The sequence below is a fragment of the Pedobacter sp. GR22-10 genome, from assembly GCF_026239715.1.
In the GTDB taxonomy this organism is placed as follows: domain Bacteria; phylum Bacteroidota; class Bacteroidia; order Sphingobacteriales; family Sphingobacteriaceae; genus Pedobacter.
Genome location: NZ_JAPIVR010000001.1, coordinates 1,501,276 through 1,518,406, shown reverse-complemented (window position 1 = coordinate 1,518,406; position 17,131 = coordinate 1,501,276). Strand labels below are relative to the sequence as shown.

Annotated in this window: 18 protein-coding genes; 11 read left to right on the top strand and 7 right to left on the bottom strand. The window is 38.6% G+C overall.

What is annotated here, in order from left to right:
- Positions 1-3: 3 nt before the first annotated feature.
- A complete protein-coding gene (gene dapB / locus OQX64_RS06570) occupies positions 4-810 on the top strand; it encodes a 4-hydroxy-tetrahydrodipicolinate reductase (protein WP_265818117.1) in 807 nt (268 codons plus the stop codon).
- Between the two features lie 178 nt (positions 811-988).
- Here dapB and OQX64_RS06565 read toward each other — a convergent pair whose 3' ends face one another.
- The 4 genes from OQX64_RS06565 to OQX64_RS06550 form a co-directional block, all read right to left on the bottom strand.
- Entirely contained in the window at positions 989-1,912 is a 924-nt protein-coding gene (locus OQX64_RS06565; RefSeq protein WP_265818116.1) for a helix-turn-helix domain-containing protein, read from the bottom strand.
- A 1-nt stretch (position 1,913) separates the two neighbouring features.
- Complete coding sequence (locus OQX64_RS06560) at positions 1,914-2,279, bottom strand: hypothetical protein (RefSeq protein WP_265818115.1); 366 nt, start codon at positions 2,277-2,279, stop codon at positions 1,914-1,916.
- A gap of 325 nt (positions 2,280-2,604) precedes the next feature.
- The gene (locus tag OQX64_RS06555; protein ID WP_265818114.1) at positions 2,605-3,552 is read right to left on the bottom strand and encodes an alpha/beta hydrolase family protein; all 948 of its coding nucleotides are present in this window, start codon (positions 3,550-3,552) and stop codon (positions 2,605-2,607) included.
- 1 nt (position 3,553) lies between these two features.
- Positions 3,554-3,919 carry a DoxX family protein gene (locus tag OQX64_RS06550; protein WP_265818113.1) on the bottom strand — a complete coding sequence of 122 codons (366 nt, stop codon included), beginning with the start codon at positions 3,917-3,919 and terminating at the stop codon, positions 3,554-3,556.
- Between the two features lie 96 nt (positions 3,920-4,015).
- On the opposite strand from OQX64_RS06550, the gene OQX64_RS06545 reads away from it, so the two are divergent.
- Complete coding sequence (locus OQX64_RS06545; RefSeq protein ID WP_265818112.1) at positions 4,016-4,411, top strand: winged helix-turn-helix transcriptional regulator; 396 nt, start codon at positions 4,016-4,018, stop codon at positions 4,409-4,411.
- 47 nt (positions 4,412-4,458) lie between these two features.
- Here OQX64_RS06545 and OQX64_RS06540 read toward each other — a convergent pair whose 3' ends face one another.
- Positions 4,459-4,782: an AraC family transcriptional regulator gene (locus tag OQX64_RS06540; RefSeq protein WP_322974932.1), complete on the bottom strand. Its 324-nt coding sequence runs from the start codon at positions 4,780-4,782 to the stop codon at positions 4,459-4,461.
- Between the two features lie 1,346 nt (positions 4,783-6,128).
- Between OQX64_RS06540 and OQX64_RS06535 the strand changes: the two genes are divergently transcribed.
- From OQX64_RS06535 to OQX64_RS06525, 4 genes are all read left to right on the top strand, one after another.
- Entirely contained in the window at positions 6,129-6,521 is a 393-nt protein-coding gene (locus OQX64_RS06535) for a hypothetical protein (RefSeq protein WP_265818111.1), read from the top strand.
- 31 nt (positions 6,522-6,552) lie between these two features.
- Entirely contained in the window at positions 6,553-6,690 is a 138-nt protein-coding gene (locus OQX64_RS22535) for a hypothetical protein (protein ID WP_416240467.1), read from the top strand.
- On the top strand, positions 6,684-7,127 hold the full coding sequence (locus tag OQX64_RS06530; RefSeq protein ID WP_265818110.1) for a sensor histidine kinase: 444 nt from the start codon (positions 6,684-6,686) through the stop codon (positions 7,125-7,127). Before OQX64_RS22535 ends, OQX64_RS06530 begins: the two co-directional genes overlap by 7 nt.
- 102 nt (positions 7,128-7,229) lie before the next feature.
- On the top strand, positions 7,230-7,745 hold the full coding sequence (locus tag OQX64_RS06525) for a response regulator transcription factor (protein ID WP_322974938.1): 516 nt from the start codon (positions 7,230-7,232) through the stop codon (positions 7,743-7,745).
- 276 nt (positions 7,746-8,021) lie between these two features.
- On the opposite strand, the gene OQX64_RS06520 is transcribed toward OQX64_RS06525, so the two are convergent.
- Positions 8,022-8,513: a hypothetical protein gene (locus OQX64_RS06520; RefSeq protein ID WP_265818109.1), complete on the bottom strand. Its 492-nt coding sequence runs from the start codon at positions 8,511-8,513 to the stop codon at positions 8,022-8,024.
- Between the two features lies 1 nt (position 8,514).
- Complete coding sequence (locus OQX64_RS06515) at positions 8,515-10,347, bottom strand: hypothetical protein (protein ID WP_265818108.1); 1,833 nt, start codon at positions 10,345-10,347, stop codon at positions 8,515-8,517.
- Between the two features lie 798 nt (positions 10,348-11,145).
- On the opposite strand from OQX64_RS06515, the gene OQX64_RS06510 reads away from it, so the two are divergent.
- The 5 genes from OQX64_RS06510 (at position 11,146) to OQX64_RS06490 (ending at position 17,058) form a co-directional block, all read left to right on the top strand.
- Complete coding sequence (locus OQX64_RS06510) at positions 11,146-11,418, top strand: hypothetical protein (RefSeq protein WP_265818107.1); 273 nt, start codon at positions 11,146-11,148, stop codon at positions 11,416-11,418.
- Between the two features lie 23 nt (positions 11,419-11,441).
- The gene (locus OQX64_RS06505; RefSeq protein ID WP_265818106.1) at positions 11,442-11,651 is read left to right on the top strand and encodes a hypothetical protein; all 210 of its coding nucleotides are present in this window, start codon (positions 11,442-11,444) and stop codon (positions 11,649-11,651) included.
- Between the two features lie 13 nt (positions 11,652-11,664).
- Complete coding sequence (locus OQX64_RS06500; RefSeq protein WP_265818105.1) at positions 11,665-13,305, top strand: SIR2 family NAD-dependent protein deacylase; 1,641 nt, start codon at positions 11,665-11,667, stop codon at positions 13,303-13,305.
- 341 nt (positions 13,306-13,646) lie between these two features.
- Positions 13,647-14,264, top strand: a complete 618-nt coding sequence (locus OQX64_RS06495) for a hypothetical protein (RefSeq protein WP_265818104.1) — start codon at positions 13,647-13,649, stop codon at positions 14,262-14,264.
- Between the two features lie 445 nt (positions 14,265-14,709).
- On the top strand, positions 14,710-17,058 hold the full coding sequence (locus tag OQX64_RS06490; protein ID WP_265818103.1) for an alpha-L-rhamnosidase C-terminal domain-containing protein: 2,349 nt from the start codon (positions 14,710-14,712) through the stop codon (positions 17,056-17,058).
- Positions 17,059-17,131 lie beyond the last annotated feature (73 nt).

Here is a 17,131-nt window from a genome sequence, read left to right as displayed (position 1 = left end):
ATCATGATTAAAGTATTTATAGCAGGAGGAACGGGCTGGGCTGGTTCTGAACTCAGCAAAGCGGTATTCAAGCACCCAAATATGCGATTGACCGGTGTACTATCTCGTACGCATGCAGGAAAAAATCTGGCAGAAATGCTTGATTTGGGTACAGCACATATCCCTATTTTTGATCATATGGAGACCGCACTTCAAGAAGTCGAATTTGATGTTCTTGTAGAATATACCACACCGGCGGTGGCTAAGATCAATATAACCGCAGCAATAAAGAAAGGTAAAAGCGTAGTGATAGGAACGTCAGGATTGATCGCCGATGACTATGTCGAGATTGAAAAAGCAACGGATGAAAACAACGCTTCTGTGTTGGCCGTAGGAAACTTTGCAATTACCGTTGTCCTGCTGCAAAAATTTGCGGAGATCGCAGCCAATTATATTCCAAACTTCGAAATTCTTGATTATGCACACGAAGACAAAATTGATTCCCCAAGCGGTACGGCCAGGGAATTAGCACATCGTTTATCAACGCAACGCAGACCGAATGTTCATGTTTCCGAAGACGAATTGGTCGGGGAAAAAGCAAGCCGGGGCGCTGATCTGGAAGGCGTGCAAGTGCATTCCATCAGGCTTCCAGGTCATGTGATATCAATTGAAGCTATCTTTGGATTAAAAGATGAAAAATTAACCCTAAGACATGATTCTGGAACTAGTGCAGAACCATATGTTAAAGGCGCACTACTTGCGATTGAGAAGGTTGGAACTTTCAAGGGCTTTAAAAGAGGGCTTGATTCCGTAATGGACTTAAAACTATAGCCTTTGCAAGATTGAAGGTATAGTTGTATGTTTTGTTAAACTGGTCCGTTAATATCCAATTAAACTGAACATCCAAACTGGTCATTTGGCTCTGATTGGGGATCAATGATCTGTCATTACAGCAGGCTGGTGAAGGGAAAATGGTGGAAGTTATTGCAATGGCAAATTGTAGAACACCTCAATAATTAAATGAGTTTCGGAACTGCAAAGGAGAAAGGTTGGTTTTTGCCTTGAATAATTTGGTGAACGATTGTGGATGGCCGAAGCCGAGTTCATAAGCAATCTGGCTTATTGATAAATCGGTACCTGATAATTTTTCTTTTGCTTTTTCTATCAGTTTACCATGAATGTGCTGTTGTGTACTTTGGCCGGTCAATACTTTTAATACATCACTTAAGTAATTGGGTGAAATATTTAACGCATCTGCAATGAACTGAACAGATGGTAATCCCTTTGCAATCAGATCATCATTACTGAAATATTTTGAGAGCGCATTTTCCAAGCGACTTAAGATTTGATGATTCTTTTTTTTCCGGGTAATAAACTGCCGGTGATAAAACCTTTCTGAAAAATTGAGCAGTGTCTCAATTTGCGAAATGATAATTTGCTGGCTGAACTGATCAATATTAAACTGATATTCCTGCCGGATGCTCCTAATTATATTTACAATTTTTTTCTCTTCCTTAATGGAAAGATGTAGAGCCTCGTTTACTGAATAATTGAAGAATTCATATTGCTTTATGATTTTAGCCAAAGTCGTATTCCATATGAAATCAGGGTGAATCAGTATGATCCAGCCCGAAGGTTTGAGTGATTCACCTCTTTCTACCTCAATGCTGAAAACCTGACCAGGTGCCATAAAAAATAATACGCCTTCATCAAAATCACTCTCCAGTTGGCCATATTTGAATTTTGCATTGGAGATTCGTTTAAGATAGATGGAATAGAAATCGAATATAAAACTTAACGGTTCATTAAAGGGCCTTTGTATAAAAGCATCAAAATTGGTTACACTTAATAATGGATGTTCAGGTCTTTGCAGTCCCGTCAAGCGATGAAATTCGGATATACTTTTAAGAACATGCAGTTTTGAATTGTTCACGCTATCGTTTTATAAAAAATGTTGAAATAAGAACCAAACATAAAAATAGCTCTGCCACAACTGAACGGATAACACCCGTATTAACCCGCCCGGTCAATAGATCTAAAATACCAGAAATAGCCAGGAATCCTGAGATCGCAGAAACCCCAATTATAATGGTCCGTTCTTTTGACATCTCTGTCAATGATAGAAATAATAAAACTGAAAGTCCAAGGTAAATGGCACCAAGTCGCCGGGCTAAAACCCCGGTTGAATCTATTGATTCCAGCCCCCATTCCTTGAGTATAGCGTCACTTGCAAATATAAAACGGCATCCCAGACCGATAATAGCTAAAGCGATAATGATTACAACATATTTATAATACATAAGATGGATTTTTTAAAGGGTTAAGGTGTTCTTTTTAATTATTAAAATCTGAAAAAAACTACTATTAAAAGATCGCGCAAATACAATTACTAAAAGAGGTAATATTCTGTAATCCCTCCTTTTAAGACGAATCATATAATCGAAAACATGATCAAAGGAAAACAACTTCATTACTGTTAAATGCTTGTGGTAATTAAAATATAAAAATAAATAATAATAAACCGGATGTATTAACCGATTCTCCGAATGACTTAGCCAAAAAGGGGAATAATGTAAAAAGGCTTGATTACAGCACTTGGTTTTGTTTATCAAAAATACCAAACTGCTATTTTTCTTCAATTTTCCCAAGTTTATCTGAATCTTCTGAAAGCGCTTTAATTGCATCACGCCAGAATGTATCTTCAGGATAAAGTTTTGACCTGAAATAAGCGTAGCTCATTTTTTGAACTAAGCGAACTCTTTCCGGGTTTTCATCGGTTGTCTCCTGGGCACCGTATCCGGTGATACCGCCCAACATATGCTCGCCATCTGTCAGTGTTAGCAGGGCATCAGCTCCCGGGCTAAGATAGTAGGCTTCCGTAAACCATTCAGGGCCTAACACCGTAAGGGGCGAATGATCATTGTCACCAGCAATTACAAACGTTGGGGTCAAAAGTTCGTCATAGTTCTGATCCAGGTAAGTAAAATGTTTCTTGGCAAATTCGCTGAGTACGTCGCCGCCGCGACCACCCGCGCTCAGCAGTACTCCAGCCCTTATACGCTCGTCACGCAAGTTCTCACCCAATGCTCCGTCTAGACCGTTAACCCTTGAACCCAATAGTAGTCCTACGGTATGCGCGCCAAATGAATGGCCTGCCGCAAAAACCTGGTTCCTGTCAAAGTGCCCCTCAATGCCGGTCATCGCCTTTTCAATGGTATCCAATTGATCAAGGACAAGTTTCATGTCAGTCAGTCTTTGCCGCCAAATGAAGGATGATGCGGGATTGGCCAGATAGGCGTTGATCGCATCCTGGTGGCTGGCATCCGGTATACCCAATAATGTTTTGGAATCCAGGAAAGTTGGCTGAATGACTAGGAATCCCCGCGCAGCCCAATAATTTACCAAGGGATCATACCCGTAAGCAGACGAGCCAAAGCCATGTGCAAAAAGAATCAAAGGCAACTCCGTACCGGTAACAGGTGCGGTTAACCGCACCTCAAGCGGATGTTCGCGTCCAGGAGCAGCTAAAATGAGCGCATTCGTCATTTGAGTATCAAATATTTGTTCTTTCATATTACTTATTATTTAACTTATGAAAACTGATATAAGACACTAATACCAGTGAAAGAAATAGTAATGGCGCGATTAAATTGAATACCGGATCATGGACAAAGAAGTGCGCCAGCAATGCCGAAAAGAAATTGACGAAAAAACCGAAATAAGCCCATTCTTTAACCCGGGCAGGGATTACAGGTATACCCAAAGCTATTGCGCCAAGCAATTTGGCTATGCTCAATTCTACACGGAACCAGTCAGGAAAACCGATGTGTGCGAAGGCAATTTTTAGTGCCGGATTAGAAGTGTAGTTAATCACGGATGCCAGCATGCCTAGAACGACCAGGCCTGTGGAGATCCAATAGATTGTTTTTAGTGACTTCATTGATATTAGTATTGATTTACCAAGGCAAAACTACAGCCATAATAGTATATATTTGTAATGGGTTTACTAAAAGAAACCAGTTACCCGGAGTAAACTATGTCAATCAAATTAAATAAAGAAGATTTTGATCATGAGAAATGCGGAGCACACCATATGGCCATACGTGATACCATGGATATTTTGAATGGTAAATGGAAGATCCGTATTATCGGTATGCTCAGCTTCGGCTCAAGAAGGTTTATGGAACTCAAGAGTGGCATTGAGGGTATTGCAGCAAAGATGTTATCCAAAGAATTGCGGGATCTCGAAGTTAACGGTCTGGTTACACGAACCGTATTGAATACTAAACCGATCACTGTAGAATATGAACTGAGTCGTTACGGATATTCCCTTAAACCTGTTATTGATGGAATTGCCGCCTGGGGAATCGAACACCGAAAAACAATCATTAATATGACCAAAGGAAGGGTATCTGAACATAACAAATGTTAGCTATGACAAATAGCTGGATAGAAGCAGCCATTGGTATTCCCACGTCTTTAATTAAATGACTGCCTGAACTCAAGAGGTGAAACGTTTGTCTTTGTTTTAAAAACTTTGCTGAACGACTGTGGATGTTCAAAGCCTAACACATAAGCAATTTCCGAAACGGATAAATTTGTAGTTGACAATTTTTCTTTGGCTTTTTCTATGATTGCATGCTGAATGTATTGTTGTGTATTCAGCCCCGTTAATGCACTCAACATATCACTTAAATAGCGTTGGGATAGCTTTAATGTTGTGCTGATATATTTCACGGATGGTAAACCGTTTTTCAGACTATTTTCGCCTTCAAAATACTTGCCTAGAGGATGGTTATCCACCTGTTGAAATAAGAGGATAATATCGACTGGCTATAATTCCCTAGCTCCCTTTACCTGAGTTTTTGAAAAGGTCAATGAGTATGTATTTTCAAATCCTTGATCGTAGAATGCCCAAGCGGTGCCATTATCCGCTTCACGCTTTTTACGAAATTAATATCTGTCGCTTTGATCATGATATGGGTTCTTTGTTATTACTTTTTCTGGCGCTCCGAAAATCTCCCAGCGATTCTGGGATTGTTAATCCCTAAATAATATTTTATAATCCAGGTAAGCCCGCTTTTCACCTGTGGCGTCTCCATCAATGTAAAAATCTGATTCGTTGAATTTCAACTATGACTTAAATCAAAGTCAGGCTCCATTTCAATCTGACTCTTTATAAATTCTGCAGGAGATTCACTTTCCTCCAATTCTTTAATGAGGGAATCTTTCAATACCCAGGAGAGTTGTTATAACGTCGAATTTATATTTCTTAAGCTTCTATCCTGATCTTTAATGATTTTTTCAGCTTCAGCATTTCTTTTTTTACCGAGGTTGCTTTGTTCTTTCTCAATTTTGGTTTGGTAATCAAAAATTTCCTTTTCTTTCTTAGCAATCTTAGATTCTATATCTGCTATTTTCTAAATTTGGCAATTCCCTAAAAGCAAAAACCATGCAATCATTTGATTTGCAGGGTTTTATACATTTTGATACTCTTTGGTGTGATCCCGCTGGGATAATGACTTATCAATCCAATCGGTACTAAATGAGCAAGTTGTGAAAATTATACAATCATCATTTCAATGTGGGTACCAGTTATTTTGATATGATATGACTAGGTTTGAAAGAACAATTTCTTATTAAATAAAGTTAACAAAATTTCAGAACGAGCAAAAAAAAAAGTTTAAAAAAGCAGTATGAAAATAGGGAGTTTTTTTTCTTACCAGAGTTTATCACATTGTTGATGTAAGTTTCGAAAGGTTGACAGATTTCAATGAACTAAATCATTCCATTGAGTGAATCGATTGGGCATTTCGGCAAAAATGGCCAGCCATTCCGCATTTAAACTGTCACCCCATTTCGCTTTAAAGTGACCACCTGTTTCGGGGCAAACTGGCCGTTCTGATCTTTCGATCAGCTTTTTTCGCAACTGGCTTTCGGGAATAATTTTTCAATTTCTGCATAAAATAAAGGCTCCTGGGAGCATATCTACTATTCGGGATGGACTACGGTCACTTCGCTGTTTTGAAGGGGGTATGGCGTTTTTTTACGCGTTCCAGTACCTGCGAATGGATTTTTATCGCTAGAAAGGTCTGAATTGAGGATAAATCCGGCAGTAAGATAGATTAAACCGAAAAGTCCTGAGGAAAATGGATTTGGATCCGAAGTGTGTATTTGTTCAGAGGGAAAGGAACTTAGATGTGCATCATCCGGTAATCAATTTGGTGGCCAGTTTGGCCCGAAACAGAGGGGTCACTTTCACCGAAATACACAACTATGCTGAATGGAAATACCGGACAGCATTGAAGGAAAAGGAAATTGCCGAAAAGCAGCTTTTGCTAAACCGGCAGCACCAACAGATAAACAGTAAAAATTTAGTTATTGTCGGTGTAAGCATAGGTTGTGTTTTGCTATTATTATTACTTGTTTTCATCTCGCGCAGCTACCAGCAAAAACAGGCTATCCAAAAACAGGGAACCGAAATTAGCGTTTGGAAGGCCACACTACAAGGTGAGGAAAAGGCTGGCCAGGGAACTGCATGATAATATCGGCGGCTCACTATCGAATGTAAAGATGTGGTTTGGCAGTATCCGGGAAAAACATGAAGACCTGCTGAATGAACAGGATTACACGGAGGCCATGCAACTCCTTGACCATACCTTAAACGAAGTCCGTAATACCGCGCATCATTTGATGCCGGACTATTGCTGAGGTTTGGCCTTGCAGAAGCTGTTAGTATATTCTGCAAAAATGTTCAGCGTGCATCCGGATTGGTTATCGACTACCAGTATATCGGTTACATCGAAAAACTCGAAGCAGGCCTTGAACTGCTGATCTACCGAAGTATACAGGAGCTGGTTCAGAATGTTGTGAAACATGCTGCTGCCGGTAAATGCCTCGTACAGCTGAGCCAGCACGACAGGATGCTTTCCATTACTGTAGAAGACAATGGAAAGGGCATGGATACCACCTTGCTGGAATCAGATCAGGGTATGGGCCTGCAACATGTGAGACAGGGAAGTATCCACCTGAATGGACAGTTCGATCTCCAGTCTTCACCGGGCAGGGGTACTACCATCAACATTGATATTGCACTAGGAACCCAACAGGCAGCCACCACAACTACAACACATGAAACTGAAAGTTAGTATAGCAGACGACCATAGCATTATGACCAGCGGGATAGAAAAGATCCTTAAAGACCACCCGCTGATTGAACTTGATGGCATTTACCATGAAGGTACTGCGCTATTGAAAGGATTGGAAAAAAACTGCCGGACGTGTTGCTCCTTGATATCCAGATGCCGGGCATGCAGGGCGATGAGCTTGCGCAGGCCATCACCGCTAAATACCCTGGTGTTGCGATACTGGCGCTGACCAATATGGATATGCCTTTTCATGTACGCAATATGTTTGCAAGTGGTGTAAAGGGCTACCTGCTTAAAAGCGCCACCAAAAATATCCTGGTATCGGCAATAGAAACGGTAAGCCGTGGGCAGCAGTATATCGACATCAGTTTGAAAGAACAACTTGCATTTGAACTGGTTGAAGGCCGCAGATCGGGAATGGTGCCTGTGCTTACCCAACGGGAAAAGAAAATACTGGAAATGATTGCAGAGGAAAAAACAAACCCACAAATTGCAGGCGAACTATTCATCAGCCTGAGTACAGTAGAAAATCACCGCACCAACCTCTTTTTCAAGCTGGGCGTTAAAAACGCTGCAGGACTTGTCCGCAAAGGGATACAGATGGGACTCATCAGGTAGTGAAAAGAACTTGAGATCTATCGCTTAATCTTTTTTTCTTTATTTAAGAAATAATCACACTAGGATTACAAAAAACATACTTTAATTATTTTTACATTTAATAATGAACTTTGGGTTTTTGAAACTTCATGATTACCTGTAATTAATATTGTAGATTATATAATCTGTAATCCACCAGCATATTTGAGTTGAAGGGAAAAATGTTTTAAAGACTAAAAATATCAAAGGCTGCCTAGATTATAGAGGCAGCCTTTGATGATTAAAACTTGTTTTAAGTTAAGGATGAATAGAAACATCAATTTTAGGTAAACTTTTCTTTAAATTATTCAATTGGGCATCTGACACAATAGCCGCCATCAAAAATATAGCTTTGAGGCGTTTGCAGGACCTTAAAACTTCTATAATTTCAGGTATGGAACTTGCATTGCCAATTGAAAAAGAAATATTCTCCAAATTTGGTAACTCCTTTAATTCCAGAGGTAGTTGTTTAACGAATAATCCAATAAGATGAAGGTTCTCAACTTTTTTGTAAAACTTTATCGAACTTGGAACCATATAGTACGTAGCATCTGGGGGCATCTTATTAAATGGAGGATAAACTGTTGTTTTTTCATTTCTAATCAACATTGTTGTCGCATCAAGAGACCCTGGATTTGTTTTTTCGTATCCGTCCTTGAAGTTATTTACTGAAATGTCTAGAACCATAGATTTATTGCAAGAAGTACAAAATAAAATTACAAAAATAACAAGAACGCTAAGCTTTTTCATATTATAAATTTTTTATTCTATTCTTTAAATCAAAATATACTTTCTGTGCATCTCGGCTTAATCCTTCTTCAATTTTTAAATAGATTATCTGTTCACCATGTAAATTGGTTATCGCAGTTATTTCATTCATAGTTGTGATAACCTGCGCACCATAAGATGAATTTTTGAGCTTGCTCCAAGCTTTATCATCAAATACTAAAACAGCAGCGCCTATACCAGGTAGATTGGCTCTATGTTTTACCTGTTTAACTCCTTCTGTAAATGCTTTAAATAAACTTTGTGCAGTATTTTTATCAGCATTATATGTTTTTACTTCATAAGCAACAGCTGTTGTCGTTTGACCGGCAAATGTTAATCCTTTTGGATGTGAAATCTTATTAACAGCAGGGGAACCATCCACCGTATTGTAATTTATAGCTATCTCAAACCCTACATTGCCAATTGATGGTAAGGTTCTTTGAAGGAATACATCAATATGTGTCGTACCTACATATTTACCTATTACCACATCAGCAGGAGGAAATGTTGGGACACTGGTTAATCTCTTAACAAACAACCCTTCACCAATTGCACCAATAGCTTTGCTGTACCCATCAATACCAGACATTCCTTTCGCTGTTTGATGAAAATGTTTTATGCTAGTGTTATTTGCCCCTGCGAATGCCCAATAAATCCAAGGATTGTAATTTTCGATTACTTGAGAGACTGGATGATTCTGCGGATAATCTGGCTCAACCTGATTTTGAAAACCGAAAAACTGAATGTTATTCCAGTTAAAAGAAGCATTTCCATTATTATTTATATCGAAATTTAAATTACTGCTATCAAAATCGCTATCACTAATAAACTCCTCAATACCCAAAATATCATTGATAAATGAATTGGATTCACTTGGGTTCTCATTTAAATATCCAACCGCCCATTTGCCAAATTCTTTGTTGTCTTCTGAAAAACCATTTGAAATCAGATAATTGGCAAGTGTTTGACTTATCTGTTCATTAGTCCGTAGAAAGGAGATCTCTGCAAAGTTTAGGTGAAGATTATAACTTAATAAATCTATGGCTCTTATTTCTTCCCCTTCCTCATTTTCTGTAACCGGGTTTATACATTGCTCTTGATGATTTTGCCCTTCAGGTGTTGGAGAGGTATTTGGCCCACTATATTGATTGGGATCCACACAAGCACCAGATGGTGGATAGACATTTGGGGGAGGACCGCCACTATAATCTAAATCTATCGGAACAAAAAAAGGATCAAGATTTTTCCCCGGTGGGCGTTCTAAAATCGGGCCGTTGCCACCTCCGCCTCCTCCACTACCTTCAAATACAACACAGTTAGCATCGTAACCAACCAGTTTATTCTGTGTCGCACCGGGTACTGAACAGGTTTGTCCATTACTTGGGCTGGTTTGAACTACTGGAACGCATTGGTAAACGGGTGTATATGTGCAATAAATCTGGTAATTTGAACCATCTATTTGTAATTTATTACCAGTTGTCATCAGCTTTCCACTGCCACCTGATGTTTTAGATGTAATTTGATTTTGCAGCTGTTCAGCCTGCATGTACATCATGGGGCTCTTTGCCGGTTTATATTGTATTAATTTCTTTAATTTACCATCCCAATCTTTAATCAGAATGTCACCCATGAACTGTTTTCTGCTACCGTATGCCCATGCGGAATCAGGATATAGTGCCACCCATTCTACCTTAGTATTTTGCAGCGAATCTTTATAAAATAGCAGGTAATTAGATTGATCGTAATTTATCCTACCCCTATGCGACTTACCAATGCCCCATGAAATATGATCAAAGGATATTGGTACTTTGACCATTAATTTTCCTTTGTCGTTATAATATTAGGCTCTATCCCAATTGGGCTTTTTAGTCTTCAGATAAGGGTTTAAATCAGGATCGTCCTTAACTTTGGATAAGTTGCTGTTAAAATAATGTTCGGCTTCTTTAAACGAGATAGATGTTTGTAGAACGTTAGAATTTGGCTGTAGGAGGTCTTTTCTACAACCTTGCGCCAGGAGTAGGCACATGAGAACCAGGCAAGCCATAGCTATGCCTTTAAAGAGAGTTAATTTTTTCATTGTTAATTTAAATATCCTAAGTGAGAAAACGATTTCCCAAACATACAGGGATGAACCAATGGAATAAAAAGGGAACTTTAAATTTTACACAAAACCATAAAGCATCTCTGTTTATGTCACCTTGAAAGCATATTCTAAAATTATAAATTACACATCTTGCCTTATCTGGGCATTTCGGCAAAAATGGCCAGCCGCTCCGCATATAAACTGTCACTCCATTTCGCTTTAAAGTGACCACCTGTTTCGGGGCAAACTGGCCGTTCTGATCTTTCGATCAGCTTTTTTCGCAACTGGCTTTCGGGAATAATTTTTCAATTTCTGCATAAAATAAAGGCTCCTGGGAGCATATCTACGGGAATTTAACAATTACCGGAGAAACAAATATCTCCCTCATTGTAGCAGGATCAATGATTGAGATTACAGCTGATAAAATTTCCTTATTAAGCTCCAATATTGAAATTAGTGGAAGTGATATACAAATAAAAGGAAAAGGTAACTGGGCAGGGGGAAAAATTATAATCAATTAAAAAAAAGAATATGAATGAACCAAATGAAAAGAAATTCAGCTTTCTATTTTTTGATGATAAAGATGACCAAAATACCGACAATCTTCCGGGAGATAATGCATCTAAAAAATCTGAAAGCGATGTTTTAAGAAAAACAATAAATTTTTGGAAAACAGGAATCCAAAAGTACAAAATCACTCTAGTAGGAGAATTGCAGATTAACTCCATGAACACTAAGAGCAAGGTTGAAAATAATCTAATCTTCCACTTGAAAGACGTTTATACTAATGGAGAATTCTTTTAAACCTGATTAGTTATGATAAAGAAATGATTTTATGTAACAATCAGGGCTTCAAAGAAATGTTTTTGGTCACCAGACAACTTGAAAAGTTATATGATGAGTTTGAAGCTGTTGTTAATCAGTCTGGAGAAATACTGGAAATTAAAAACATTGACTTTTTACAACAAAAATGGAAAAGGATTAAAAATGAGCTGGTAAACTATTTCGATGAGGCACCTAACCAATTATTTCTATAAAAAAACGCAATCAATGAACTCAGAATATAAATACCTTAAGTTTTTTCCTAGACCTTTCTTAGAAGTCCTTATTTATGGTCGTGTTTTGCCAATTATTGGCGCTGGATTTTCTAAAAATGCTATATTTCCAACAGGTAAATCCATACCTGATTGGGATCAGTTAGGCAGAGAGTTCGCGGATTCAATCTCTGGCTACAATTACAATGGCGCAATAGATGCGATTTCTGCCTACCAATATCAATTTTCAAGAGTAAGAATGATTGAGAAGCTAACAGAACTTCTATTAACCAGGGAGATTAAACCCGGGGATGCACATAAAGCGTTTTGCAGATTGCCATTTCAGACGGTTGCTACCACAAATTTTGATTTTTTGCTTGAACAGGCTTACAGTTTATTACAGAGATATTGCAGGCCAGTAATAGAAGAGGAGCAGTTAGCCATTGCCAACGGTGATAGTAACGAGATTGCTCTTTTTAAAATACATGGTGATCTTCACCATCCTAAAAGAATTGTTGCGACCGAAGAGGATTACGATGGTTTCTTGAATCGATACCCAATGCTTTCAACGTATTTAGCTAATCTATTTATTTCTAAAACCATCATATTTATTGGTTATAGTTTGGATGATCCAGATCTCAGACAAGTATTTCAAATGGTAAAAGATAGATTAGGTAGCTTAAAAAGAAAAGCTTATACATTGCGAATCAGTAGCTCTGGACAAGATACAGCTAGATTCAACCGCCGTGATGTACAAGTAATTAACATTCCCCTTCTACCAGGTAAATCATATTCTACCGTTTTTGAAGAAGTATTTGAAGAGCTTCGACATTATTGGGTGGCCAATTTTCCAGCTATTGCAACAATAACAGAAGAAGATCCACTGATGGAATTTTCAGCAAGTCGTGATGGATCCATAAATGGTCGATTAGTTTATTTTTCGTTGCCACGTGATCTAATTTCAATTTATAAGAAATATATCTTTCCCATTGTTGAAGCTGCAGGGTTCGCGCCGATTACATCAGATGATATCTTAGGCCCAAACGCACAGAACAATGCCGCTAAAGTTGTTGCACTCATAGAACGTTCAAGTATGGTTGTTGTTCACATAGACAATTTCAATCCTTCATTTGAATTAAATATGGCATTGTCAATTAGAGGAACGGGAAAAAAGATCAGAGTGATTGTAGTATCAAACATAGCTTTTCCAGATTCTCTAAGATCCAAACAGATGGATTTTATCCTTGAAAACATTGATATTTTCAAAAATATTGATGAGTTTTCTGAACAATTCGAACAGGCGTTTGAAGTGATGTCAAGTGAATTTAAGGAGGACTTTAAATCAGAATCGCGTCGCCTGCTTGATAAACGTGAGTACAAAGCTGCAATCATATCAGCAATTACTCAATTGGAATCCCGTTTAAGAAACAATATTGACATCGTTTTAAAAATTCCGATTAGGACAGTACCACTAACCCAATTGTTAAAATATGCCACAGAATACAATTTGCTTGATCAGAATGACTACATGAATATAAAAAATTGGATGTCGGTTAGAAATCAGCTTGTCCACTTAGATGGAAAAAAAATGCCTAGCCAAGCAAAGCTAATCGTCGATGGGGTTCACATAATTTTAGAAAAAATGGATCCTAATTAATTAAACTATATTTTATTCAGAGGCCTGTTAATTGATTTTCTTGTGGACATGTCCTGAAAAATCCATAGGGCCTAAAAGAAAATTTTCCTGGCATCATACAGAAGGCAAAAAGAAGCTGCCAATCTGTATTCATAAAAAATGCTTAATTTCTTATGATACTAAATTAACATAATGGCGTAAATTATCAATATATATTAAGAATAAGCGCCAAAATTTTGTTCAATTATGCAGAATCTAGCGAATTTTTTAACTCGTTTACGAACCTTTAATCTCCTTCTCATTAACAAAGTGAACTGAAGAGCCCAATAAACCAAGATGGAAATAAGCCAGCTTACAGCCTTGTGCACGAAACCCACTATTATGATTCTTTTACCTATAAAAGTGAAATCAGGGTATTAAAAGAAATGGCTTTAATTGACCTGCTGTCCCTTAACGACACCAGTTTAAAAAGAGAATTTGAACAGATCAAAAAATTAAAGGAAATGTTTAAGCTAATATGGACAAATTTCCATGAGCATTATAATGAGTTTAAAGATGAATATCCCAGAAACTTTATTTTTTCGATACAGCTTCAATATTTGTTTATCGTTAACAACCTGCAATCAGACTACAAAGATATTTATATAGGCGATGAGTTTGTAGAAAGCCTGAATGATTCTCTGAAAATCAGGGACAAGTTCTTAAGCGAGCTGGTCAATGAAATTGATGAAATTCTACATCCCCGTGAAACTTTCGAGGAATGGAAGGCCAAACAGAAAAGCCCTGACCAAGTTGAAGATGCTACGGCATTGCTATCCCCAAAAATCCCATATAATCCCGATGCGGGCCGGCCAAAATTCAATCCTCAGTTTACAGGTGATTTTCTGAAACTGATAAAGACATATTTTTCAGAAGAACATTTCTCCCAGCTTACTGCGCTTATAAAATCGGATGAACAACCTGCAAGCCAGATGATATAAATGAGCAAGTTATAAATAATAGCTAATAATCATTTTATATTGGGCACCAGTTATTTTGACATGATTTAACTAATTTTGAAAGAACAATTGTTGTATAAACATGTATAAGTTATTGATTTGATATTTAATAGCATATTATATTTCAGTTGAAGTCACTGAAGTACTAATATAAACAAGTGAAAAATTTCTAAGTTCGTTTCCTATATGTAATGATATTAGTTGAATCCAAAGATTCAGGTTATTGCTTCTAACCCCGAATACGGAAATGCGCCTTAATCCAAAGTTGGCACAGCATGCAGGCTATAAAATAAGTAACATGCATTCCCATTATACTACTTATATTTACTGTTTCTTTAAATAGTAAATATAAAAAGTAATTCTTAATGCCATGCCGGTAATCAAATGAACGGCGGGTGTTCGTCCGTAGAATTACCAGAATCATAATATGAAGAAAAATAAGCTAAAATCGCCATCAAAAAAACTGATAACCAGGGTTTATAGAAATTATTTATTTATTGCTTTTCTACTGATCATGGTAAGCCAACCGGCATTCGCGCAGGAAAAAGGAACATCAGGTTATTGGATTTCTAAAGCACAGCAGGGGATAAACAAACCCAACACCTGGATGGCGTTTCGCCGGGATATCATGATCAAAAACAAACCGCTACAGGTCTTAGCTACCATTGCTGCCGATACCAAATATTGGCTTTGGATAAACGGCAAACTTGTGGTATTTGAAGGTGGGCTAAAACGCGGGCCTAATCCTAATGATACCTATTGCGATAAAGTAAACCTTGGGACCTACCTAAAAAAAGGCAAAAACCAAATTGCTGTACTACTTTGGTACTTTGGTAAAGATGGTTTTTCGCACGTAGGCAGCGGGCGTGCCGGGCTTTATTTTAGTATGAATGCAAAGCAGTCAGAATTAAATAGTGACGATAAATGGTTGTGCCGTATTCATCCTGCTTACGGGGACACAGATATCCCTTTACCCAATTTCCGCCTTGCGGAATCAAATATTCGTTTTGATGCCCGCAAGGATATTGCAGGCTGGCAAACGGCACCGTTAAATTCATTGGAAGGCTTTAGCGCTGCAGAAAAAATTGGCCTCCCGGGCGATGCACCCTGGAATAAACTGGTTGAACGCCCTATACCCCAATGGAAGGATTTTGGTATAAAGGAAATTAAATTTGAACGCCATGAGGGGGCCAGCGCAGATACAATTGTAGGCGCTTTGCCGTACAATATGCAAATGACCCCGATAATCTCGGTTCTGGATGATAAAGGAGGGCATTTAATTAAAATTAATACTGACCATAGTGTAGCCGGTGGAACAGACAATATAAGGGCGGAGTATATCACTGCAAAAGGTTTTCAGAAATATGAATCTTACGGATGGTTAAACGGCGAGAACATACTGCTCATTGTTCCGAAAGGCGTAAAGGTAATATCAGTTAAATATCGCGAAACCGGCTATAATGCAGAACCTGAGGGTGCTTTTGCTTGCAGTGATGAGTTTTATAACCTGTTTTGGAAAAAGGCTAAGCGTACTTTATACCTTAACATGCGCGATAATTATTTTGATTGCCCTGACAGGGAACGTGCACAATGGTGGGGAGATGCTGTTTTGTTGATGGGCGAAAGTTTTTATACCTATTCAACCTCCACACATGCATTGATGCGCAAAGCTATACGTGAACTGGCGGCATGGCAGCGTCCCGGAGGTGAGTTATTTGCGCCAATTCCGGGTAATTTTAATCAGGAACTGCCCGACCAGATGCTTACGAGTATTGGCCATTACGGCTTTTGGAATTACTATATGAACACTGGCGACCGCAAGCTTATAGAAGACGTTTACCCGGCTGTAAAAAAGTACCTGGATTTATGGAAAACGGACGAAACCGGCCTTACCGTTTTACGTAATGGCGGTTGGCTTTGGGGAGACTGGGGCGATAACAAAGACTTGAGGCTGATTATGGCCGGATGGCATTACCTTGCTTTGGATGGCGCCTCCAAAATGGCAGATGTGCTTGGGTATAGTGAAGATGCCGCAGATTATCGGCAGGTTATGGACCGGGTGAAGGCCGGATACAATAAATGCTGGAATGGGCACGCTTACCGCCATCCTTTGTACAATGAAAAAACCGATGACCGGGTGCAAGCCTTAGCAGTTATCGCGGGTATAGCCGATTCGTCAAAATACGCTGATATTTTATCATCGTTGAAAACAGAATTACATGCAAGCCCCTATATGGAAAAATATGTAATGGAGGCACTGTTTGTTATGGGCGAGGGAAAATATGCCATGGACAGAACCAAAAAACGCTTTGCAGAAATGGTTAACAACCCTAACTATAGCACCTTATTTGAAGGTTGGGGCATTGGCGAAAATGGATTTGGAGGTGGCACAACCAACCATGCCTGGAGCGGGGGGGCTCAAATCGTTATTGCGCAATATTTGTTTGGCGTTAAACCCCTTGATGCCGGTTATAAAACTTTTTGGATAGCACCTCAACCCGCCACTTTTACCTCAGCAAACCTTACCGTACCAACGATTAAAGGGATGATCAGTACCTCATTTCAAAATAATGCCGATGGCTTTCGGATGAATGTTACTGTTCCGATGGGTACAACAGCCATTATAAGATTGCCCTCGGATTCGAAGGTATATGTGAACAAGAAGTTACTGAATGAAAAAGACATGAATGTTGAAGAATTGCAGCAAAAAGAACGTTTCACCACGTTCAAACTCATTTCCGGAAAATATGTGATCAAACGGGAAAGATCTTTATGATGTTGTTAGCATGCCAATTACTGTAACATCGACCCAAGGCTTGACAACCCCTGACATAATCGAAGAATCCGTA

What these genes read in the sequence shown, in the direction of transcription:
- OQX64_RS06560 (WP_265818115.1), bottom strand. Translation starts at nt 2,279, where the DNA reads ATGTATTATAAATATGTTGTAATCATTATCGCTTTAGCTATTATCGGT.
- OQX64_RS06545 (WP_265818112.1), top strand. Translation starts at nt 4,016, where the DNA reads ATGTCAATCAAATTAAATAAAGAAGATTTTGATCATGAGAAATGCGGA.
- OQX64_RS06505 (WP_265818106.1), top strand. Translation starts at nt 11,442, where the DNA reads ATGATTTTATGTAACAATCAGGGCTTCAAAGAAATGTTTTTGGTCACC.
- OQX64_RS06510 (WP_265818107.1), top strand. Translation starts at nt 11,146, where the DNA reads ATGAATGAACCAAATGAAAAGAAATTCAGCTTTCTATTTTTTGATGAT.
- OQX64_RS06515 (WP_265818108.1), bottom strand. Translation starts at nt 10,347, where the DNA reads ATGGTCAAAGTACCAATATCCTTTGATCATATTTCATGGGGCATTGGT.
- dapB (WP_265818117.1), top strand. Translation starts at nt 4, where the DNA reads ATGATTAAAGTATTTATAGCAGGAGGAACGGGCTGGGCTGGTTCTGAA.
- OQX64_RS06500 (WP_265818105.1), top strand. Translation starts at nt 11,665, where the DNA reads ATGAACTCAGAATATAAATACCTTAAGTTTTTTCCTAGACCTTTCTTA.
- OQX64_RS22535 (WP_416240467.1), top strand. Translation starts at nt 6,553, where the DNA reads ATGTGGTTTGGCAGTATCCGGGAAAAACATGAAGACCTGCTGAATGAA.
- OQX64_RS06535 (WP_265818111.1), top strand. Translation starts at nt 6,129, where the DNA reads ATGGATTTGGATCCGAAGTGTGTATTTGTTCAGAGGGAAAGGAACTTA.
- OQX64_RS06520 (WP_265818109.1), bottom strand. Translation starts at nt 8,513, where the DNA reads ATGAAAAAGCTTAGCGTTCTTGTTATTTTTGTAATTTTATTTTGTACT.
- OQX64_RS06490 (WP_265818103.1), top strand. Translation starts at nt 14,710, where the DNA reads ATGAAGAAAAATAAGCTAAAATCGCCATCAAAAAAACTGATAACCAGG.
- OQX64_RS06555 (WP_265818114.1), bottom strand. Translation starts at nt 3,552, where the DNA reads ATGAAAGAACAAATATTTGATACTCAAATGACGAATGCGCTCATTTTA.
- OQX64_RS06550 (WP_265818113.1), bottom strand. Translation starts at nt 3,919, where the DNA reads ATGAAGTCACTAAAAACAATCTATTGGATCTCCACAGGCCTGGTCGTT.